Here is a 21394-nt window from a genome sequence, read left to right on the forward strand (position 1 = left end):
CTCCAGATTGGCTTCGCTCTGTGGCACAGGCCGATAGTAGACGCCCGACCGGTTGAGTTGCAGCAGCGTGCATTGCCGGATTATCGGCAGGCATGCTCTCTTCGGGTCAATCATCTGCCGCCTCTGATCACGCCCAACCGAGCAGAGGCATCCCGCAAAAAATCCCGTTCCACCAGCAACTGGCCGATCTTGGCGTGCAGTTTCTCTACATCAGCAGGGCTGACTGAAGGTTCCGTTACCGACTTACCAGAAAAAAGGCTTGCCATGCCTTCGATCGCCTGGCGCTTCCATTGGGCGATCATCGTCTGATGCACGCCATGTTTCGAAGCCAGTTCCGCCAGCGTCAGTTCCCCACGGATCGCCTCCAGCGCAACCCGTGACTTGAACTCTGCCGCATACCGTTTCCGCGTAACCTTGCCCATAAAACCCGTCCTCGTTCAGGCCAGATGATAGCTTATCGCCCTGTCCGAAAAATGGGGACCACCTCTGTCCGCAGGAAGAAGCACCGGCAGAACTGCTGCATCGGCTTGATGCGTTTCTCTGACCTTCGCGAAACAGTTGGAGAGTCAAAGCTCGATTTTCACCGCATTATAGTCAGTTATGCTTTGAAAAGCAGACCCGTTCAATCCAGATGACGCGATCGCTGAAGATATCGATCGGCTGTGTGCGGATTCAGAGGTTACGGAGCGACCTCTGACCCGGATGAGCGGGAGGCGACCGCATGTTCCAGATAGAGCCGCAGCATCGTAATGGCTTCCTTGTCCTGGGCCGGGCGGGGGACCGAAAGATCCTGTGGCAGGGCAAAGATCGCCTTGACCAGATGCAGCAGCATCACGGCCCGTTCGTCATGTGGACCCGGAGAACCACCCAGCCGTGACAATAACTGGCTCATGCGCCCGATCAGCGCCTTGCGGAGCGTTCCTGTCCCATCTGGCAGGGTAATCCCGCTGTCGAGCAGGGAAAGGACGACTGAGCGTTCCGTCCGCAGACGCTGGATGATGTCCAGCAGTCCTTCTGCTGCATCACGTGGCGACAGCGGCGGATCGCGGTCGACCAACTCATCCAGGGCATGCAGGAGCCGCGCGCCGTAGCGTTCGAGCACTGCGGCGGCCAGCACGTCCTTGGTCGGGAAAAAACGGTAGAGCGAACCGATTGCCGTGCTGGCGCGGGCAGCGATCTCGGTCATTGTCGCCGCCTCGTAAGATTTCTCGCCAAAGACCGTTGTCGCGGCCGTAAGGATCGCTTCAACGCGGTCGCGTCCGCGCTGCCGCTTGGGCGCGAGTGGTGATGAACGGGGCGGGCTTGACATAATGCGAGGGTACCCTCAACTTTCTTTTATGCGAGACAGTCCTCGCATAACCGATTTTCCATTGCCGGTCGATGTTTGACCCGACCATGTATCCAGATCCCGGAAGGCGCCGATCCGTGAACAGATTTGACCCGCGAACCACAGCCCTTGTCCTCATTGACCTGCAGAATGGCATACTTGCCCTGCCAACCGCCCCGCGGCCATCGTCGCAGGTGCTGGAGAGCGGTAAATCGCTTGCTGCTCGCTTCCGGGATGAAGGTGCTACGGTCGTACTGGTTCGGGTCGCGTTTGCACCTGACTTTGCCGACGCGCCACCGGGTCTGGCCGACCAGCCCTTAAGCCCGCCGGAAGGCGGCCTGCCAACGGACTGGGCGCACCTGGCCGATGGGCTGGCAGCACCCGGCGATATCGTCATCACCAAACATCAGTGGGGGGCATTTACCGGCACGGAACTTGACCTGCAATTCCGCAGGCGGGGCATCCGGACGGTCGTGCTGGGCGGTATTGCTACGAATTTCGGGGTTGAATCCACCGCACGGCACGGCTGGGAACTTGGCTACCATATTGTCATCGCCGAAGATCTCTGCACTAGCCTGTCAGCAGACCTTCATGATGTTTCCGTCCGCTCGATCCTCCCGCGGATTGCACGCGTGCTGCCTTCCGATACAATCGTGTTTGGCGGTTAAGCGGTGAGGGTGGGGCCATCAGCGTGGCTGCTGACCGGGCGATGGGGCTTACTGGCGCTGCTTTCGCTGGTTTTCGGTATGCTTCTGGCCGTCTTACGCCTGCCGGCCGCGCCGCTGCTGGGACCACTGGGGGCGGCGGTCGTACTGGCCACACGGGGTAGTGCGGTCCGTATTCCCCGCTGGGCCTTTCTCGGCGCACAGGGCGTGGTCGGGGTCATGATCGCCAGCTATCTTTCAGCCTCGATCTTTCACGAAATGGCAGCCAGCTGGCCGGTCTTTGTTGCCGGTACGTTTTCTACCCTGTCTGCGGCAGCCCTTCTCGGCTGGCTGCTGACACGCTCGCGCCTGCTACCCGGCAATACCGCGATCTGGGGTTCATCACCCGGTGCGGCCACGGTCATGACCCTGATGGCGGAATCATACGGGGCGGATATGCGGCTCGTCGCCTTCATGCAATATCTGCGCGTGGCCTGCTGCGCCGTCATTGCGGCTGTTGTTGCGCGCGTAGCCGGAACCCCGTCCGCCCCGCTGGTCGTGGCACAGACCCTCTCATGGCAGGGGGCTTTACTGGCGCTGGTGATCGCACTGGCAGGGAGCGCCGTGGGAACCCGTCTGCGCGTGCCGGCCGGGGGACTGCTTGTGCCCATGGGGATCGGGATGGCCGCGAGGCTTGGTGCTCATCTGCCGATCGAACAGCCGCATTTTCTGCTGGTCGCGGCCTATGTCCTGGTCGGGTGGGGCATCGGCATGCGGTTTACGCCAGACGTGCTGGCTTATGCCGGACGTGTCTTTCCACGCGTGCTGGGTTCCATCCTCGCGCTGATTGCGGTGTGTGGCGGCTTTGCATTGATACTTGCCCGGCTGGCGCATGTGGATCTGCTGACGGCTTATCTTGCAACCAGCCCTGGTGGAGCTGATTCCGTCTCCATTATCGCCTCGACCACAAAAGTGGACATGCCTTTCGTCATTGCCATGCAGGTCGCCCGGTTTTTCTGTGTTCTGGTCACCGGGCCAGCTTTGGCGCGTTTTCTGTCCCGCAGATCGTCGGGAAAAGGACAGCGCGATGTGTCGCAAGAAATACACGGGAAATAGGCGAAAAGGAGGAGGGGCTTGCTGAAGACCAATGCGACAGATCCCGCTCTTGCAAACCCGCTCGCGCTGAGGCGTGACGACAATTTTGGTTGATGGCGGGAGCAGCGATTTGGCCATCAGGGTGTAGTCATTTACCCCGCTTGTCTGGCGCGCGGCATCTTCTTTCGCTGCATCCCCGTTTGACAGTCATATCCATTCCGATGATGTCATAGCTTCCTGTAGTCGCGTGGGCTGATGCCGGTTTCCCTGTGAAACATCTGTGCAAAATGGCTCGCACTCTCATAGCCGCTGGTCAGGGCAATCTCGATGATGGACCTGTTGGTCTGCGATAGAAGGTTTTTCGCATGTTCCACACGCCGTCGGATAAACCAGCGTGACGGGCTTTGCCCCATGGTGTTGTGAAATGACCGGCTGAAATGAAACCGGCTCATCCCGCACAACCCGGCCAGAAAATCGAGATCGAACGGTTCGGCGAGATGGGCCTCCATATGATCCAGCGCCTTGCGCAGCTTCCACGCTGGCAGTTGTGCGGGTCTGGGTGTGGGCGAAGGCTGTGTCTGGGCATAATGACGCAGAAGATGGACGGTCAGACTTTCCAGAAGTCCATTCACAAATAGCGAACTGGCCGAATGAGGTGTCTGGATCTCGGCTGTCAGACCTGTCATGACGCCAGAGATGAATGCATCCTGAACACCGGAAATGTCGCGCATGGAGAGCCGGGACGAATTAAGCCCCAACGATTGGGCAGCCCGGTTGACCAGAGTAAGGCCCAGATAAAGATGCAGGACTTCAAACGGACGGTCCGGATCGGCCTGCCAGCGCATGAGGTAAGGCGCATTGGTCTGTGTCAGGAAGAATGATCCGGATCCGACCTCACTTTTCGTCCATTCACCGGTCAGTTCTCGTTCCTCGATCTGCGCTTCTCCCGAGATGATCCAGACCAGCAAGGGCTCGGCCACGGCCGGGACCAGCACTTCATCCTCGTGTTGCGGCCGGCGGAATATCTGTGCCTCGGCCTCTTTCCATGCCCCTCCTTGGCTTTGCCCGATCTTCCGGCCCGGAATACGGTCCTCGAGGGCATAACAGGCGGCATGCAGCGAAGAACGATGCGGGTAAGGCATCCGGTTTCCCTTTCAGGCGTGCCGTGAATTGTCCAGCCCAACTCACAAAAACGCAAAATCACAATGGTTTTAGCAAGAGGACGACAGAAACCATCTGCCTTGGTCTTTACCTGTTTTCTCGTTCTTTTTTAAACGGAATAGGTGAAGATTATCATGAGTATCAGAGGTAAGGTCGCCCTTGTTACCGGAGCCTCCAGCGGGATAGGCGCTGCAACAGCACGCAAACTTGCAACAGAGGGGGCGATTGTCGGTCTGGCAGCACGGCGCAAGGACCGTCTGGACGCGCTGGCGACGGAAATCACCGGGGCAGGCGGCAAAGCCGTTGCCCTTCCAACCGACGTTACGGATCTGACGTCATGCAAGGCTGCAGCAGATGCGCTTATCACCCAGTTCGGCAGGATTGACGTGTTGGTCAACAATGCGGGCCTGATGCCCCTGTCCAACGTTGACAGCCTGAAAGTGGACGAATGGCAGCGTATGGTGGACGTAAACGTGTCCGGTGTCCTCAATGCAACGGCGGCGGTTCTTCCACAGATGATCGCACAGCATTCGGGCCATATCTTCAACATGTCCTCGATTGCGGGCCGGAAAGTCTTTACCGGCCTAGCCGTCTATTGCGCCACCAAGGCCGCCGTCGCGGCATTTTCCGATGGACTCAGGATGGAGATCGGGCCAAAGCACAATATCCGCGTCACCTGCATCCAACCGGGTGCCTTGAAGTCGGAACTGTACGAGCAGATTACGGATGCCACTTACCGCAGGCAGATGGATGACCTGGCGGCGTCCATGACCTATCTGGATGGCGAGGACATCGCTGATACAATCCTGTTTGCCCTGAACGCACCATCCCGCATGGATGTCGCAGAACTGTTCGTTCTGCCCACCGAACAGGGATGGTAAGGATCAGAATCATGAAAGAACTTCGGCGGGAGCAATTTCTTCAGGACATTAAAGTTCAAGGTCGGACAGCCCCGGATGATCGTCGGGGCGTCTTCCCGCAGGCCAATGGAACAGTCGGTCTCCGGCCTCTATCGGCAGGTCATTGATCGATGCGACCCGGCGGCGCATAAGCCCGGCGGTATCGAATTCCCACAGTTCATTGCCGTAAGACCGGAACCATCGACCCGCATCATCATGCCATTCATAGGCAAAACGGACAGCCATGCGGTTATTGCGGAAACCCCAGAGTTTCTTGATCAGGCGGTATTCGTGCTCTACGTTCCATTTGCGTGTCAGGAAGGCCACGATCTCATCGCGTCAGGCCATCGGACGATCCTGGGGCGGATTGACTACAAAGATCCATGCCATTTGCGATGCCCTGAGTAACCCGGTGGAGATTGACATCACATCGGGAAAGAATGCGGATACCAACCGGGCGGAACCGATGCTGGAAAACATGGACCCAGATGCCTTCCTTGTCGACAGGGCGCATGATGCAGACAGGTTGATCGACCGATCGACAGAGCGCGGGATTACCCCGGTCATACCGCCAAAACGCAATAGAACGATGCAGCGGGCAACCGCTTCGCTTCAATCATTATCCTTCTTGACTGACGACACGCCGTAGAAGGTATTTCGTCAACCTTCATCTGAATTCCGCGTCAAAAGCATGCTTGGTAGGCTCAGGACCCATTGATATGATTGCGGAAATCTGATTCAGCCTCTGTGAGGAGACTGAAGATGAGTGACCTGTATTGGTTGACGGAGGAGCAGATGGATCGTCTGCGGCCCTTTTTCCCGAAGAGCCATGGCAAACCTCGCGTTGATGATCGTCGTGTGTTGAGCGGGATCATTTTCGTGAACAGAAATGGTCTGCGCTGGCGTGATGCGCCCCGGGAATACGGTCCACACAAGACGCTCTACAACCGCTGGAAGCGCTGGAGCGCTATGGGGGTATTCATCCGCATGATGGAGGGACTGGCTACTGGCAAGGCAGAGTCTCAGACAATCATGATTGATGCGACCTATCTCAAGGCACATCGCACGGCTTCGAGCCTGCGGTTAAAAAAGGGGGCTCAGGCCGTTTGATCGGGCGGACCAAAGGCGGGATGAATACGAAGCTGCATGCTGTCACCGACCGGAACGGACGTCCGCTCGGTGACAGCAGGTCAGATCAGTGATTATACTGGTGCCGCTGCCCTTCTGGACAGTCTGCCACCAGCCGAATGGATGCTGGCAGACCGGGGCTATGACGCTGACTGGTTCAGAGAGGCCCTGGAGGAGAAAGGGATCAAACCCTGTATTCCTGGTCGAAAATCTCGTGCAAAACCGGTCAAATACGACAAACGGAAATACAAAAGACGCCACCGTATCGAGATCATGTTCGGCAGGCTCAAGGACTGGAGACGGGTCGCAACACGCTATGACAGATGCCCGACCGTCTTCTTCTCGGCAGTCTGCCTCGCCGCAACCGTCTTGTTCTGGCTATGAGTCCTGAGCCTAGATACGTGGAGACAATAAATGCGTGAGACTGGAGAGCATGTGCCAAAAATGTATCCCGGATATTTTAGTCGAAAAATATCCGACCACAGAGCCGCAAAGAGCTGAGCGCAAAAAGAGAATAAAAGCGCATAGCAAAGGAGGAAACCCCTCCAAAGATTTTGATGTTGTCAGTAAGCGCAAGAATAAATAGAATTGAGAGCCAAGGTACCTCATAAATCGAGAGAATGAGGAATATGTGTTGGACCATGCATTAAAATTAATGCCTCCGGCAAATATTTCTTGGCGTCGTATACGTCCTTGTTCCCACTGATTTTCTGTCGTTAATAAGAACTCGCGCGCGATAGCCGAAAGCGCATGGGCAAAGAAAAACAGATCCATGCCAATTATGATCATGTTGCCTGATATGGAAGACCATTCCTGAGGCTGCGCAATATGTGGCAGACAAAGGTAGAGCGTCATCGCGGTCAGTCCGCCAGTCAAGATACCCCTGAAGAAGGGCCTGATAAATTCAGGACCTCCTCTGACGAGACCGTACCAGGTTCCGGCAGCAGCTACGGAGGCGACATAGACCCATATCGGAAGCTGGCCGCAATCCGGATGTTTGTCAGCCCAGAGGAATGCCATGAGTGTGAGGACGGCGGGTGCGGTGACAGTTTCATCAACGGTTTCGGGCCGCTTACCAATGCGGAGCAGCCAACGGACGATCCTGCCGGTTTTTCCTTTGGAAAAGTGATAATCTTTATCGCCGTTGTCTTTATTTCGGTCGTTTTTTATTTGGTTCGACATCGTTTTTTTTATCTACATGATTTTCGGTTTCTTTAATGGCGGCATACAGGCTCTTTACTGACGCCATTGCCGTGTCGTAGATGAAATGTTCGCCGTAAACCATGGATGCCTGAAACCGATCGAAGGAATCACGACATTCTGAATTCGTCATAAGATAAGCTAACGCCTGTTCGGTGCCTGCCTCTGGGTCTGCGCCATACGCAGGGAACCATTTCTTAAACTGCTCTGCGTCACTGACCATGATCTGTCTGGCAAGTGTCGAGACACGAGGCAGATCGAGATGGGGCAGGATGCAATGCAGGTCGTAGACGTGCCTGATCAGGAAGCGGTCATAAGCGTCTGTTTTCCGTCCTTCCAGATAACCTGCTGTCCGACGGGTCAGGGCCACGAATTTTTCGGCTGCGGTCTCATCCACGGAAATGCAGGTGATCTGCTGTATTTCCGGTTCGGCACCCGTTGCTTCGCTGACGAAAGACCGCACCGATCTGTCGACGGTCGGGAGTGCCGCAGGCGCGTATGTCAGTTCGACGAGAAGGTGCGGGCGCAGATCGACGTCTTCGGCCATGCTGCCCGCATAGCGCAGTTCGGCACGGATATAGTGGTTTTCGTTTTTGGCGGAAATGACGGGTTCGGGAAAACCGAGGTCCATCGCGATTTTACTGATGATGTCCTTCAGCGTGCCCAGAATCTTCCGGGCCGCACTCTTGCTCGACGGCAGCGGCGTTATGGCGACCTTCATATCCACGTCTTCGGACATCCGGGCAACCAGCCGATGGGCGCGAGCTAGGCATGTGCCGCCAGCAAAAACCGGACTTATTCCTTGAGGAAGGTCCGCATGCTGAAGTGCTGCCAGCACCTCTACAACGCGATAGTCCTTTTCCACGAGAGCTGCGGATGACAGGTCAAGCGCATCGGCAACTTCGGCGAGCAGATCAGGCGTAAGGCTTTTCAAACCGCGCCTCAAGATTTCGATAGCGCAGCTTCCGGTTGAACCGGCTCTGGACTTCGAAGACCGGATTGGCCTGAACCTGTGTCGTGCGCCCGTTATTGTACTGTCGGACCGTATCGGACTCCCGCCAGTCGACCTTTAGTTTGCTGAGAGTCTGACGCACGGCTCCATCGAAGCCGCCGCGGACGGCAAGCATCGGCCGGCCAGTCAGGCCGTTCGTTTTTACGCGGGCATAGACCCCGTAGCCCAGACGCGCGATCTCGCCTTCGACAATGAGCTGTCGAAGGGCTCTTTTGACACTGTCATATTCGCCGAGATCGGCGAAGTCACGCGGCACGAAGACGTCGCCGCGCGCGCGGCGAATGCGTGTCTTCAGCCGCTCTTTCAGCGTTCTGGTGCGACGTAGCTGGATCATGATGACCTTAATGGACCTCCCTGATGGTCCTGCACAGTAACAGAAACAGGACATTCCGATCCACAAAAATAGGACCTCCTGTTGTTTGTCGGGACCACCGGGGAGGGAGTGTTTTCAGCCGTTCAGCGCGTCTTTCAGGGCCTTGGCGGGCGTAAATGCCAGCTTGCGGGAGGCTGCGATCTTGATCTTGTCGCCGGTCGCCGGATTGCGTCCCTCGCGGGCCGGCACGGCCTTCACCTTGAACTTGCCAAAATCGGGCAGCGAGATCTCCTCGCCCTTTTGGGCGGCAGCGGTCATCGCTTCCACGAGGGCGTCGAGCACCTTGCGGGTATCGGTCTTGCTGGCGTCGGTCGTCTCGGCGATCTGGTCGACCAGTTCTGAAATCTTCATGCGCAATGCCTTCTGTACGAATGGTTCAGGCGTGAGCCTCACAGAACCGTTACGGGGAGATTGTGGCGGCTTCAAGCCCGGCGTTCTCCTGTGGGCGGGGACGGGAAGGGAGAGGGCTGTTTTGGGCCGGGTGGTTCTGGCGCGGGAGAGAGAGGCGTGCCGGGACCGTTCCTCCTTCCCTCCCGGAGACCACCGTTATGGATTGCCCTGTTACACCCACTCCCGACCTGCGCGGCTTTGCCGCCGCGGGGTTGCTTTTGTCCCACCTCGAACGCGGGGAGACGCTCGACGCCAGCCGACTGCGCCGAGCCATGCAAACCGCCTTCAACGCGGCTGACGCAACGGGCGCATGGGACTGGAAGATGGCCTATGACGCCGCCGAGGCCGCGTCCGTGCTGTTCCTGCGCCGCTACGGTCCGGCCCTGATGACCAAAGCATCCGACGACACAGATTTGCTGGCCCGTATCGCGCGTCTGGCGTCTCTTCTCCCCTCGCAGACGCGTCGCTCGGACGACAGCCAGACCTGGCAACAGTTCTCGACACCATTACCGTTGGCGTTCTGCCTTGCTCGTGCGGCTGATATCGGGCGCGGCAATCATGTGCTGGAGCCCTCGGCAGGGACCGGTCTTCTGGCCGTCTTCGCCGAACTGGCGGGCGCGGTCCTGACTCTCAATGAATACGCACCGGGCCGTTCCGATCTGCTGACGGCCCTGTTTCCCACGGCCCGGTCTTTCCGGCATGACGCTGCCCAGATCCACGACTATCTGCCCGAGAGCGTTCAGCCGGATGTCGTCATCATGAACCCGCCCTTTTCGGCGACGGTGCATGTGGCGGGGCGGGCGCCTGACACGACGTTCCGGCATATCGCCTCCGCACTCGACCGGCTGAAGCCCGGTGGGCGGCTTGTCGCCCTGACCGGTACGTCCTTCTGCCCCGACAACCCGCGATGGACCGATGGCTTTACCACTCTGCAGGCCAAGGCACGTCTGGTGTTTTCGGCCGGTGTCGCGGGGGATCTGTACCGGCAACATGGAACGGGTGTTAAAACGCGGGTCCTGGTGTTCGACCGCATACCCGCTTCCGAGCCCTCGCATTTTGTCGCGACCCGTGGCACCGCTCCCGATTTTCCGACGCTGCTGGGCTGGATCATCGGTGATCTGCCGTCCTGTCAGCCACAGGCGCACCAGTCGTCGGCAGTGTCACGCTCTGCTGCTCTCACCTCGCCTCGCACGGTGGGGGGCTATCTCGGGCGCAAGGCTGCCGTCGCATCCCGCCAAAGGACGGTCTCGGAAATGCAGGGTGCGGCCCTGTCCTACGAGATCCTGCCGCCGGACGGAGACGGAACCGTGACGACACGTCTGTCTGACGCGCTCTATGAGGATTATCGCCTCCAGAGTATCGCAATTCCCGGCGCTCGGCCGCATCCCACCAAACTGGTGCAGTCGGCCGCCATGGCGTCGGTGCGCCCGCCCGGGCCTTGCCACAAGCCAACCCTCCCTGACCCTGTCATCCGTGACGGCCTGCTCTCTGACGCGCAGCTGGAATCCGTCATCTATGCCGGCGAGGCCCATGATCGCTATCTGGCAGGCCGATGGAAAGCCGATCAGACATGGGATGTCCTCACTCGTGTCGGTGAGGACGACCCCGACGGCGTCCGCTTCCGTCGCGGTTGGTTCCTTGGCGACGGCACCGGCACCGGAAAGGGGCGGCAGGTCGCGGGCATCATCCTCGATAACTGGCTGCAGGGTCGCAGGCGGGCCGTCTGGGTGTCGAAGTCCGACAAACTTCTCGAAGACGCGCAGCGCGACTGGTCGGCGCTGGGGATGGAACGGCTGCTGGTCACGCCCCAGTCACGCTTTCCGCAGGGTAACGCCATCCGTCTGACCGAGGGTATTCTGTTCACGACCTATGCGACGCTCCGGACGGAAGAACGCGGCGCGAAAGCCTCCCGCGTCCAGCAGATCGTCGAGTGGCTGGGCGCTGATTTCGACGGGGTCATCATCTTCGATGAAGCGCATTCCATGCAGAACGCCGCCGGCGGTAAGGGAGAACGGGGCGATCAGGAACCCGTGTGACGACATCGCTGCGCCAGACCCGTGACGGCGCGCAGGGGTTTTCGTGGCTGATCGCCTGGCAGGAACGGCGTGGAGAACTAGACCTGATCCTGCCCCAATGGCTCTGCGATGCCATCGGTCGCCGGGGTGTCCTCACGCTTGACCCCCGCTACTTCACCCTGACCGGCGGGTTCGAGCGCTGGCTGTATCTCCTCGTTCGCCGACATGCCGGTCGGCAGTCCGATGGCTGGGCGTTCGATCTACCCCATCTCTACCGCAAGTCAGCATCCCGTTCTCCCTATCCCCGGTTTGTCTTCGAAATCCACCGCCTGGTCGCGGCAGACACCCTGCCGGGCTACCGCCTGCGTCTGGAGACCGACGCCAGCAATGTGCCGGTACTCCGCTTCTTCCCTGATCCCAGCAAAGAAACTTATCCACAAGGTCCTGTGGATAACCATGTGGAGGACTCCTGATGCCCATCGACCTATCAGGAATCGGAAATCCATCTAACAAGCTGTAATAAAAGGAGAAATTATGGCTCTCTAAAAGTACTAAATATTATAACCATTCTGTACTTGTACACCGCGCCTGAGCGCGCACGTGAGTCTTCGACTATCATAAAAACTGGTGATTCTGGCCCGACATTTGCCGACAGTTCTGCGCTCTGCCGTATGGTGGCAGGCAGACATGGCGGTATGGAACAGGGGGTATCGCCATGACCCCCCTTTGCGGCGATTGCCGGCTCCTGATGCCTGATCACGGGCCTTTTGATCTGATCATCTCTGATCCGCCCTATGGCGAGACATCACTGGCGTGGGACAGGCATGTACGCGGATGGTCGCCTTTAGCGGCAAAGGCATTGAAGCCTCATGGCTCGCTCTGGGTCTTCGGCTCCCTGCGCAGTTTTATGGCTACCGCACCGGACTTCCGGGCGGCAGGGCTGCGACACGCTCAGGAGATCGTCTGGGAAAAGCAGAATGGCAGTATTTTTCATGCCGATCGTTTTCGTCGCGTGCATGAATTGCTGGTGCAGTTCTATCCGGTCAGCGCCCGCCGCCAGCCCGCCTCCTTCTCATACTTCAAAGGATCACTGACATGGCGCAGATTGGACTCTTTACGCGCACGGCTGAAGGTTTTTCAGGACGCCTGCGCACACTTGCGCTGGATGCCGAACTGATTCTGGCGCGCGTTGAGACACCTGACGGCGGCAACGCACCGGATTATCGCATCTATCTCGGTGACAGTACCGAAGGACCAGAAGTCGGCGCGGGCTGGACACGCACTGGCGAACGGGCAGGCGAATACATCGTCGTGGTGCTCGACGACCCCTCTCTGGCACAGGGCCTGCGCGCGAGCCTGTTCCAGGCGGGCCGGGGTGGACGGATCTGGCAGCTTGTCTGGAACCGCCCGCAGAAACGTCAGGGAGCACGCGAATGATGCGCCTGATTGCAGGAGCGCGACAGGGTGGCCGCAATGCTAGCACGCCGACCAGGTGCAGTCTCGTCCGCGTGTGCTGCACAGGGCTGGCGGCTTCGCTGGTGGCTCTGATGCATCCTGCCAGCGCGCAGGACATCGAGGGAATGATCGATCAGGCGGCAGCGCGTGTCGCCCTGCCGCCCGAATGGATCCGCGCGGTGATGCATGTCGAAAGCCGCCGTGACACCCATGCCATCTCCGCCAAAGGGGCAATGGGCCTCATGCAGATCATGCCCGCGACATGGCAGGAGTTGCGGCGCGATCTCGCTCTTGGAACCGATCCTTTTGATCCGCAGGACAACATTCTTGCCGGTGCCAGCTATCTCCGCCTGCTGCATGACCGCTATGGGGATGCGGGGTTTCTGGCGGCCTATAATGCAGGACCGGGCCGTTATGAGGCCCATCTTGCAACGGGCCAGCCTCTCCCACACGAGACCCGGGATTACGTCGCCTCTGTCACACACCTGCTCGACCGGCGCACGTTTCCTGCGGACGGTCTGCACGAAACCGGCGTATCCGTTGCGCGCGACCAGCCTAACGAGACGCTGTTTGCCGGACATTTCCCGCACACGCCCCAGGCATCGGTCGGTACGTCCGAAGCGCTGTTCGTGCCCGTCTCTTTGGAGCAGGCACCATGATAGGGCGCGCACCGATGCCGATGGCGCGGGGAGCTGAGAAGTCGGGGGAACGGCGGTTGCGCTGGGGATCGGGTCTTTGGGGCCTAATGCAAGATAAAAGCCGCAAGGTGCGGAATGGTTGGGGAGGGCAGTTTTTCTGGGTTTTTCACAAGGTCATTTTCCCATCCCAAGGTGTCCGATGGCGTGATTGGCTTGTTTTCAATGTGTTAGCGCAAGGTCGCGATCTTCATGGCCCGTGATGACGATTTCCGGGTCCGGCCGGGCCGCATCCGCCTGCCCCGTGTCCGCGAGGGGCGGTCCTTCATCGGCCGCGTGCTGGCCGCGACCAACCGGGCGGGTGGCATGGGCCGTCCTGGCTCGGGGCGTGCCGGAAAGGGACCGTCCACTTTCGGGCGGGGCAGGGGAGCGGCAACCCGTGCCAATCGTCTCCTGTCCAGGCGCACCCGGCTTGCCCTCGTCAAGGCGCGGGTGGTCCGGCATGGCGCACGGGCGACCCTGCGTGCCCATCTCTCCTATCTCCAGCGCGAAGGTGTCACGAAGGACGGGGAGAAGGCCCGGCTGTTCGGGGCCGAGCGCGACCATGTGCCCGCGCGCGAATTCGCCGAGCGGTGTCAGGATGACCGACATCATTTCCGCTTCATCGTGGGACCAGAGGATGCAACTGAGATGGCGGACCTGAAAACCTTCACGCGGGAACTGATGACGCAGGCCGAACAGGATCTCGGCACGAAGCTGGACTGGGTTGCCGTGTCGCATTGGAACACCGACAATCCGCATATCCACATCATCGTGCGGGGCAAGGACCAGGACGGCGAGGATCTGGTCATATCCAGGGATTACATCCGCGAGGGATTGCGTGCTCGCGCCCAGAACCTGGTGACGCTTGAACTCGGGCCGCGCACCGACCAGGAAATACACCGCAACGTTGAACGCCAGGTCGAGGCAGAACGCTGGACCCAACTGGACCGTCAGTTGCAGCAGGACGCGAACCAGCACGGTATCATCGACATGGCGCCGTCGCCTGACCGGCAGCCAGACGCGTTCGCGGTCATGAAGGTCGGACGGCTGCGGCGACTGGAACGGATGGGCCTTGCCCATGAGGTCGGGGTCGGACAATGGCGGCTGGAGGAAACGGCGGAAGTCACCTTGCGCGAGATGGGGCAGCGCAATGACATCATCAAACGCATCCACCGTGGTCTGAGTGAACAGGGGATCGAACGGCCCTCGTCGTCATGGGTGCTGGCCGGGGAAGACCCGGCCGAGCCGGTGATCGGACGTCTGGTCGCGCGCGGTCTGGATGATGAACTGAAGGGGAGTGCCTATGCGGTGATCGACGGCGTGGACGGGCGCACGCACCATGTCCAACTGCCATCACTGGAAGCGGCCGGGACGTGCCGCACGGTGGGCTGGTTGAACTGCGGACCTATCAGGATGCGAAGGGGCAGCGACGGGCGACACTTGCGGTGCGGTCCGATCTGCCGATCGGAGAGCAGGTGCTGGCGCGGGGCGCGACATGGCTGGACCGCCAGCTTGTCGCTCGCGAACCGGTGGCGCTGGGAGAGGGTGGTTTCGGCGCGGAAGTGCGTGACGCGCTACGCCAGCGCAGCGCTCATCTGGTCGAGCAGGGGATCGCACAGCAGGACGGAGCGCGCGTGCGCTATCCGCGTGGCATGGTCGCCTCCATGCGGGCGCTGGAGATGCGGGACGTGGCCGGGCGTCTGGCGCGCGAAACCGGCCAGCCCATCCAGAGTGCTGAGGCCGGCGAGTACGTCACTGGAACCTACCGACAGCGGCTGACCCTCGCTTCGGGGCGCTTTGCTATGATTGATGGCGGCCTCGGGTTCCAGCTTGTTCCCTGGACGCCATCGCTGGAGAAACAGATCGGGCGTCATGTCTCCGGCGTCGCACGGGAGGACGGGGGCGTGGACTGGTCGTTCGGCCGGAAGCGGGACATGGGGATCGGGCTTTGATCGCCCGCTTCGCTGGCCAACTTAGTATGGTAACGTCAGCATACCGGGCATCGGGATGAAATTGGGGAGACGGCTGACCCGTGTCATCCACGCCATTAACGCGGGGAAAGGCCTTACGTCCACACTGCCCTCGTGCGCAACCGAGAGGTAAGGAAAGACTGCACAGTCGGCGATTGTAGGATGGCTTGATGCCAGCCACTCTCGGCTTTCCAGATGTTTGTTGAGGATTGGAAGAATCTTGGTGCTCCAGTGAAGGGCGGCCTCCATGTCGAGATCGACACCGAACTTCCTGATCAGACGTGCGGCATTCGGCCCATTGCGGATCTCACAGGCTGCAACTGACAGCCACCCGACAATGTTCGCCTGAACGCGTCTGTCATCGGGCCACCATCGCTGGTCGGACAGACTGCAAGCCAGATAGACGAGAATGGCCTGAGAATCCCGGACGACCGTCTCGCCATCGACGAGAACCGGTACTTCCTGAAATGGATTCAGGTCCGTAAACAACGAGCTGTGTTGCTCATCTTTGGAAAAATCAACCGGCACAAGGTCAAGAGGAATGCCGGTAAGGGCTGCAAACAGGCGCACCTTGTAGCAATTGCCGGATACATCGAGATCATAGAGTTTCATGACTGAGTCTCCTGACGATGGACTGACACTTTGAGAATGAAATGATCCCGGAATCAGGAAACCAGACCGATCGGTCTTAATGGAAGAATAAAGATGAAAGCATCCTATGACGATATCGTGATTGCTGCGCGCGAACTCTTCCGGGAACGGGGATACACCGGCGCTTCGATGAACGACCTGGCCGAGCGGGTCGGTCTGAAGAAGTCCAGTCTTTATAATCGTCTTCCAAGTAAGGAATCGCTCGTCGTTGATGTTCTCGAATTGACCCTGAAGGAAACTTTTGAAGGGCTTCCCGATCCGGCAGTCGACTGGATGCACACTTATCGAGAACTGATCGACCGTATTGTCGCAGTCTTTAGCGAGCGTGGACGATGTGTAGGCTTCCACCTGGCTTTCGGAGTCCCGATTGACACGCCAGAGGCGAAGACGGCTGTCCGGGATTTCGTAATTGCATTGCGCGCCCGAATGGCGGAAATCCTCGAAAAGGGTGCGGTTGATGACCCTATGCGGGCAGCCACGGACGCCCTGACACGTTTGCAAGGGGCTACATTCTGGCTGGCGGCCCTCGACGAAATAGAACCGCTCAGACGGGAAGCGGTCGGTGTTCTGGCTTCTGTAGGGATATCAACGCAGGCCTGATGTCCGTCTGGGCAAAAGACCTCTGCGCGTCAGACAACGATTGTGCTATGAGTGACTCCATAGAACGTCATGGATAAACGGGGTCGTCATGTCCGAATACAAGATGCAGGAGCGGCAGCACTATGCATGGGCCAGCTTTGAGGCGGTCCGCGTTGCTGGCGAGCGGGCACGGGAAGCCCGGACAGCGAGCGGCGAGATCATGACCTATGTCCAGAAGGGATGGGTTGTGCGCGAATTTCCCGGCGGTCGGGTTGAACGTCTTGCACCGCTGGAAGAGTTCCGCGACGAAGATTTTCCCTATCCCGCGTGACACGATTACTGATTTACGCAGGACCGAACGGCTCCGGAAAAAGCAGTCTGCGGGTTGGCACGAGCGCTGACATTGAGCCGGTCGACATCGTCATTGACCCCGACCAGATAGCGCGGGGGATCAACCCAGGCAGCCCGCGCGATGCAGACAGGGAGGCCGGACGGCGAGCCATCGAGATATTCAACGCGTCGCTGGCCGCCGGGAAGTCGATTTCTCTCGAAACGACATTATCTGGCCGTTCCGTAATCCGTCGCATCACGGCGGCGCGGAACGCCGGATATCATATCGAGCTGAGATATATTGCTCTGGCGTCGGTCGAAATGAATGTTCAGCGCGTCAGGGCACGTGCTGCGGGTGGTGGACATTTCATTGAACCGGAAGCCATTCGCAGACGATATATTGGCAGTCTCGCCAATCTTCCGACTGTTATTGGCCTGTCTGACCGTGTTGTCATCTCCGATAATTCAGGCGTTATGCCGGAGCCTGTGCTTGAAATCGAGAATGGTCAGATTGTGCGTCGAGGTATGACTATGCCTGCATGGCTGGTCAGCACATGTCCGGACTTCTGCCGTTAGTGCGTTTTGTCGCCAAGACCAGACACGCTGTTGGAATGGGTTCTGGTAACGCTTGCGCCGACAATTTTACGCCTCTTTGCGCCGGGCCGCGCAGGTAGGGCGGAAAACATTGAATCCAGTTAAGTGTCTTCGTTTCCTTTCTTCCATAGGTTTCTATGGAGGAAAGCACTATGTCCGGATCACGGATTTTATGGGGGCAGGTGAGCGTCGTCCTGCTCATGATCATCCTGTCATGGTGGATGGCGACGCAATGGGTGGCGTGGAAACTGGGCTTTCAGCCCCAGCTTGGTCAGCCCTGATTCACGCTTGCGCATCATTGGCCTGTCTACTGGCCCCCCATGGTTTTCTGGTGGTGGTATGTCTACGACGCCTATGCCCCGGATATTTTTAATCAGGGCGGGTGGATCGCCGGTAGTGGCGGCGTACTGGCTGTTGTGGCAGCGGTCGCGCTTTCCATTCGTCGGGCTCGTGAGGTAAGACGGGCCGCAACCTATGGAAGCGCACGCTGGGCCAGCCGTGAGGAATTGCAGCAATCCGGATTGCTCGATCCCGATGGGGTCATTCTCGGGCAGTATGGACGGGATTATCTCCGTCATAATGGTCCTGAACATGTCCTGTGTTTCGCGCCGACCCGTTCCGGTAAGGGGGTGGGGCTTGTCATTCCGACCCTGCTGACATGGCCGGGATCAGCCATCGTCCATGATATCAAGGGAGAAAACTGGCAGATCACCGCAGGTTTTCGGGCGCGTTTCAGCAGCGTGCTCCTGTTCGATCCGACCAATCCTGCCTCTGATCCCTACAACCCCCTGCTTGAAATCCGGCAGGGGGAGTGGGAGGTACGCGACGCCCAGAATGTCGCGGACGTGCTTGTCGATCCCGAAGGATCGCTTGAACGCCGGAACCATTGGGAGAAAACATCACACTCTCTGCTGGTGGGCGCCATCCTCCATGTTCTGTATGCGGAGAAAGACAAGACGCTCTACGGTGTTGCCAATCTTCTGTCTGATCCGAAACGCTCAATTGAAGCCACGCTTGCTGCGATGATGCAGACGAAGCATCTGGGCAAGGATGGCCCGCATCCGGTGGTTGCATCCGCCGCCCGTGAACTGCTGAACAAATCTCCCAACGAACGGTCTGGTGTGCTCTCCACCGCCATGTCGTTTCTTGGCCTGTATCGTGATCCGGTCGTCGCGAAAGTCACTTCGCGTTGTGCCTGGCGGATTGCGGATATTGTCAAAGGGCGTCGTCCGACCACGCTTTATCTCAGCGTGCCACCCTCGGATATCAGTCGCACCAAACCGTTGATCCGTCTGATGCTGAACCAGATCGGGCGCAGACTGACAGAGGATCTGAACGCGCATAAGCATAACCATCGCCTGCTGATGATGCTGGACGAATTCCCGGCGCTCGGGCGGCTTGATTTCTTTGAAAGCGCTCTCGCGTTCATGGGTGGTTACGGCATCAAAGCTTTTCTGATCGCCCAGAGCGTGAATCAGATAGAGAAAGCCTACGGTCAGAACAATTCGATCCTCGATAACTGTCACGTCCGGGTCAGTTTTGCCACCAACGATGAACGGACTGCCAAGCGGGTCTCAGATGCATTGGGCACTGCCACGGAAATCAGGTCACAGAAAAACTATGCCGGGCATCGCCTGTCACCCTGGCTGGGGCATCTGATGGTTTCGCGGCAGGAAAGTGCCCGCCCGCTTCTGACGCCAGGTGAAATCATGCAACTTCCACCAACCGACGAGATTGTCATGGCGGCGGGGACGCCACCCGTTCGTGCGAAGAAAGCTCGATATTATAGTGATGCCCGTTTCCGGGAGCGCGCACTGCCACCGCCCCAACCAGGAACGATATCAGCACCGACCGCGATACAACCGGATGACTGGACCAGACGTCCCTTGCCCGAGACGGTGGTGCATGGTGCCGCCCCCCCACTGTCAACGCAGGAAGAAGAAACGCCTCTGGGGGCCGGTCACAAGCGCACACCGGACGCCGATCCGAGTGATATTCCACCGCGTACGGAGAGGGATGACACGCGGGAGCAGACGAAATCACCCGAAGCTGGCAATCGCACGACACGGTGGGACCGGGACTTTATGGATCTTCAGAAGGTAGCGCGGCTGGCCGCCATTGACCGTGATGATGGGATGGAGATCGGTGGACCATGAAACGCTCCCGCAAGAAGCAGCAGATGACGGTCTATCTCGATCCCGATCTGTTCAAAGCTGTCAGTGATACGGCCACCCGTCGCCGTCAGTCCGGCTCCCTCGTGGTCGAGACGGCTCTGTCTGTCTTTTTCTCTCCTGAAGAGGGGACCGGACAGGCCGCACTGACCCGACGGCTGGACCGTGTCGATAAACGCCTGTCCCGACTGGAGCGCGATACCGGGATCACCGTCGAGACATTGGCCCAGTTCATCCGTTTCTGGATGATCATGACGCCCGCCTTGCCCGAAAGCTCGGCTGCTGCTGCACGGGCGCAGGCGGCCGAGCGTTATGAAGGCTTCATCGAAGCGCTCGGCAGGCGTCTGGCGACAGGCCGACGTCTATATGAGGACGTTCTTCCTCCTGACGCACAAGTCAGTGCTAGCTGTCAGGTTGTGAAACGTCATTGGGATGATGTAGGGTGGGCAATACCGCGTTACTCTTCATGGTTTTCTTCCGTTTCCAGGGAGACTGAATGATGCTTCAGATCCATCCACAGGCACGCACGACACCGGCCGTCCGGGCTGACATAGCCCGCTCATCGGAATCGACATCCGTGCTCGCCAGACGCTACGGGATCAGCGAGGAAACTGTCCGCAAGTGGCGTAGGCGTGGTTCAGACGCCTGCCAGGACCGCAGCAGCCGTCCTCGGAAACTGGCCTGGAAAGCCTCGGAGGAAGAGCGCGCCATTGTCTGTCAGCTTCGGCGTTCTACCGGTTTTGGCCTGGATGACCTGACCTTTGTCGTGCGGCATTTCCTGCCGCATCTGAACCGGGACAACATCTGGCGTATTCTGAAAGATGCCGGATTGAACAGGCTGCCTCCTGCTCCAAAGACCGGACCACTTCGGGGACAGGGAACATTCCGGGATTACGATCCCGGTTATGTCCATATTGATGTGAAACATCTGCCTAAATTGCAGACGGCAGATGGAGAACGGCGGAAACGTTTCCTATATGTCGCCATTGATAGATGCTCCCGTTCGGTACATCTGGCCGTCTATGACGCGGAAAATGCCGATAATTCCGTCGATTTCCTCAAAGCTGTCAAAACTGCCTTTCCTTTCCGGATCACCCATATTCTGACCGATCGTGGTTCCTGTTTTACGGCGGATGCCTTCGAAAAAGCCTGTCATGACATGGGAATCGACCGACGCCGGACCAAAGCTTACTCCCCTCAGACCAATGGAATGGTCGAACGCTTCAATGGCCGTGTCGCCACAGAGGTGTTGCCGGTCTGTGTCTCAAGCCATAAGGATCTGGAAATTCTGCTCAGAGGCTTCTGTTTCGCTTACAATCATCGTCGGCAGCGTGTTCTGGGCGGCATAACTCCCGCCCAATGCATCACGTCGTGGCTTGAAAAACATCCCGCGTTCCGTAATCCTGATCACATCAAACCGGCTGGTCGTGACATTATGAAGCAGGTCGACGACATCCTTGATTACGCCAATGACGTCTCGCAACCTGACAGCTAGAGCCTGAATTAGAAAGCGGTTTGATTGATTTGTCTCAGCACCCTGCAGATATGGACAATCATCAGCTGTGCACAGGATAACGAGATTGGTGCCTCGACATGTTTCGTGAAACGGCGGCAGCGTCCGAGTCATACGAAGCGACGCTCCACGATCCAGCGTTTCGGCATGATGATGAAGCCTTCAGCCCGATCGCTGCGCTTGACGATCTCGATCGTCCGTCGGCCACGT

20 protein-coding genes and 7 pseudogenes are annotated in these 21394 nt (G+C 58.8%); 17 read left to right on the forward strand and 10 right to left on the reverse strand.

All coding sequences use genetic code 11. From position 1 onward, the window contains the following. Positions 1-422: pseudogene (locus CFR71_RS13105) on the reverse strand (transposase); the annotation flags it as partial. A gap of 257 nt (positions 423-679) precedes the next feature. Then, positions 680-1309, reverse strand: a complete 630-nt coding sequence (locus tag CFR71_RS13110; protein WP_087609039.1) for a TetR/AcrR family transcriptional regulator — start codon at positions 1307-1309, stop codon at positions 680-682. Between the two features lie 116 nt (positions 1310-1425). On the opposite strand from CFR71_RS13110, the gene CFR71_RS13115 reads away from it, so the two are divergent. Together CFR71_RS13115 and CFR71_RS13120 are read left to right on the forward strand one after the other, a co-directional pair. Further along, on the forward strand, positions 1426-1995 hold the full coding sequence (locus CFR71_RS13115) for a hydrolase (protein ID WP_087609073.1): 570 nt from the start codon (positions 1426-1428) through the stop codon (positions 1993-1995). Between the two features lie 9 nt (positions 1996-2004). Continuing rightward, the gene (locus tag CFR71_RS13120) at positions 2005-3087 is read left to right on the forward strand and encodes an AbrB family transcriptional regulator (protein ID WP_048851911.1); all 1083 of its coding nucleotides are present in this window, start codon (positions 2005-2007) and stop codon (positions 3085-3087) included. A 206-nt stretch (positions 3088-3293) separates the two neighbouring features. On the opposite strand, the gene CFR71_RS13125 is transcribed toward CFR71_RS13120, so the two are convergent. Next, positions 3294-4208 carry a helix-turn-helix domain-containing protein gene (locus CFR71_RS13125; RefSeq protein WP_087609040.1) on the reverse strand — a complete coding sequence of 305 codons (915 nt, stop codon included), beginning with the start codon at positions 4206-4208 and terminating at the stop codon, positions 3294-3296. A 141-nt stretch (positions 4209-4349) separates the two neighbouring features. Here CFR71_RS13125 and CFR71_RS13130 point away from each other — a divergent pair, with 141 nt between their 5' ends. After that, entirely contained in the window at positions 4350-5108 is a 759-nt protein-coding gene (locus tag CFR71_RS13130) for an SDR family oxidoreductase (RefSeq protein WP_007400709.1), read from the forward strand. Positions 5109-5156: 48 nt separating this feature from the next. Here CFR71_RS13130 and CFR71_RS13135 read toward each other — a convergent pair. Continuing rightward, positions 5157-5465 (reverse strand): annotated as a pseudogene (locus tag CFR71_RS13135) (DUF1348 family protein); the annotation flags it as partial. On the opposite strand from CFR71_RS13135, the gene CFR71_RS17280 reads away from it, so the two are divergent. Together CFR71_RS17280 and CFR71_RS13145 are read left to right on the forward strand one after the other, a co-directional pair. Continuing rightward, positions 5371-5775 (forward strand): transposase, encoded by a 405-nt coding sequence (locus CFR71_RS17280; protein ID WP_082084931.1) that lies wholly within the window; start codon positions 5371-5373, stop codon positions 5773-5775. The pseudogene CFR71_RS13135 and the gene CFR71_RS17280 sit on opposite strands and share 95 nt — an antisense overlap. 113 nt (positions 5776-5888) lie before the next feature. Next, positions 5889-6638: pseudogene (locus CFR71_RS13145) on the forward strand (IS5 family transposase). A 9-nt stretch (positions 6639-6647) separates the two neighbouring features. Here CFR71_RS13145 and CFR71_RS16270 read toward each other — a convergent pair. From CFR71_RS16270 to CFR71_RS13160, 4 genes are all read right to left on the reverse strand, one after another. Continuing rightward, positions 6648-7436 carry a hypothetical protein gene (locus tag CFR71_RS16270; RefSeq protein ID WP_133250329.1) on the reverse strand — a complete coding sequence of 263 codons (789 nt, stop codon included), beginning with the start codon at positions 7434-7436 and terminating at the stop codon, positions 6648-6650. Then, the gene (locus CFR71_RS13155) at positions 7405-8388 is read right to left on the reverse strand and encodes a nucleotidyl transferase AbiEii/AbiGii toxin family protein (protein WP_157684884.1); all 984 of its coding nucleotides are present in this window, start codon (positions 8386-8388) and stop codon (positions 7405-7407) included. The genes CFR71_RS16270 and CFR71_RS13155 overlap by 32 nt, the downstream gene beginning before the upstream one ends. Then, positions 8369-8800: a DUF6088 family protein gene (locus CFR71_RS16600; protein ID WP_034928088.1), complete on the reverse strand. Its 432-nt coding sequence runs from the start codon at positions 8798-8800 to the stop codon at positions 8369-8371. The genes CFR71_RS13155 and CFR71_RS16600 overlap by 20 nt, the downstream gene beginning before the upstream one ends. 114 nt (positions 8801-8914) lie before the next feature. Further along, entirely contained in the window at positions 8915-9196 is a 282-nt protein-coding gene (locus CFR71_RS13160) for an HU family DNA-binding protein (protein WP_264996583.1), read from the reverse strand. A gap of 191 nt (positions 9197-9387) precedes the next feature. Between CFR71_RS13160 and CFR71_RS13165 the strand changes: the two genes are divergently transcribed. The 6 genes and pseudogenes from CFR71_RS13165 (at position 9388) to CFR71_RS13190 (ending at position 15328) form a co-directional block, all read left to right on the forward strand. After that, a complete protein-coding gene (locus CFR71_RS13165; RefSeq protein WP_239019510.1) occupies positions 9388-11265 on the forward strand; it encodes a strawberry notch-like NTP hydrolase domain-containing protein in 1878 nt (625 codons plus the stop codon). Beyond that, positions 11262-11717 carry a replication initiator protein A gene (locus CFR71_RS13170; protein ID WP_239019509.1) on the forward strand — a complete coding sequence of 152 codons (456 nt, stop codon included), beginning with the start codon at positions 11262-11264 and terminating at the stop codon, positions 11715-11717. Before CFR71_RS13165 ends, CFR71_RS13170 begins: the two co-directional genes overlap by 4 nt. A 242-nt stretch (positions 11718-11959) precedes the next feature. Then, the gene (locus tag CFR71_RS13175; protein ID WP_235721138.1) at positions 11960-12421 is read left to right on the forward strand and encodes a DNA methyltransferase; all 462 of its coding nucleotides are present in this window, start codon (positions 11960-11962) and stop codon (positions 12419-12421) included. Next, entirely contained in the window at positions 12340-12681 is a 342-nt protein-coding gene (locus CFR71_RS13180) for a DUF736 domain-containing protein (protein ID WP_034928093.1), read from the forward strand. The genes CFR71_RS13175 and CFR71_RS13180 overlap by 82 nt, the downstream gene beginning before the upstream one ends. Positions 12682-12791: 110 nt before the next feature. After that, positions 12792-13358: a lytic transglycosylase domain-containing protein gene (locus tag CFR71_RS13185; protein ID WP_239019508.1), complete on the forward strand. Its 567-nt coding sequence runs from the start codon at positions 12792-12794 to the stop codon at positions 13356-13358. Between the two features lie 228 nt (positions 13359-13586). Continuing rightward, a pseudogene (locus CFR71_RS13190) lies at positions 13587-15328 on the forward strand (relaxase/mobilization nuclease domain-containing protein). A 21-nt stretch (positions 15329-15349) separates the two neighbouring features. Here the strand turns inward: CFR71_RS13190 and CFR71_RS13195 are convergent. Next, positions 15350-15958 (reverse strand): glutathione S-transferase family protein, encoded by a 609-nt coding sequence (locus tag CFR71_RS13195; RefSeq protein WP_034928099.1) that lies wholly within the window; start codon positions 15956-15958, stop codon positions 15350-15352. A gap of 93 nt (positions 15959-16051) precedes the next feature. Here CFR71_RS13195 and CFR71_RS13200 point away from each other — a divergent pair, with 93 nt between their 5' ends. From CFR71_RS13200 to CFR71_RS13225, 6 genes and pseudogenes are all read left to right on the forward strand, one after another. Beyond that, positions 16052-16597 (forward strand): TetR/AcrR family transcriptional regulator, encoded by a 546-nt coding sequence (locus CFR71_RS13200; RefSeq protein ID WP_014106942.1) that lies wholly within the window; start codon positions 16052-16054, stop codon positions 16595-16597. 88 nt (positions 16598-16685) lie between these two features. Further along, positions 16686-16907: a hypothetical protein gene (locus tag CFR71_RS13205; protein WP_010512019.1), complete on the forward strand. Its 222-nt coding sequence runs from the start codon at positions 16686-16688 to the stop codon at positions 16905-16907. Beyond that, positions 16904-17482 (forward strand): zeta toxin family protein, encoded by a 579-nt coding sequence (locus CFR71_RS13210; RefSeq protein WP_014106943.1) that lies wholly within the window; start codon positions 16904-16906, stop codon positions 17480-17482. The genes CFR71_RS13205 and CFR71_RS13210 overlap by 4 nt, the downstream gene beginning before the upstream one ends. A 170-nt stretch (positions 17483-17652) precedes the next feature. Continuing rightward, a pseudogene (locus CFR71_RS13215) lies at positions 17653-19656 on the forward strand (conjugal transfer protein TraG). Further along, positions 19653-20063 (forward strand): annotated as a pseudogene (locus tag CFR71_RS13220) (CopG family transcriptional regulator); the annotation flags it as partial. The pseudogenes CFR71_RS13215 and CFR71_RS13220, both read left to right, overlap by 4 nt. Positions 20064-20170: 107 nt before the next feature. After that, the gene (locus CFR71_RS13225) at positions 20171-21166 is read left to right on the forward strand and encodes an IS481 family transposase (RefSeq protein ID WP_110531828.1); all 996 of its coding nucleotides are present in this window, start codon (positions 20171-20173) and stop codon (positions 21164-21166) included. 8 nt (positions 21167-21174) lie between these two features. On the opposite strand, the pseudogene CFR71_RS17285 reads toward CFR71_RS13225, so the two are convergent. Further along, a pseudogene (locus CFR71_RS17285) lies at positions 21175-21394 on the reverse strand (transposase); the annotation flags it as partial.

This window comes from Novacetimonas pomaceti, from assembly GCF_003207955.1.
In the GTDB taxonomy this organism is placed as follows: Bacteria; Pseudomonadota; Alphaproteobacteria; order Acetobacterales; family Acetobacteraceae; genus Novacetimonas; species Novacetimonas pomaceti.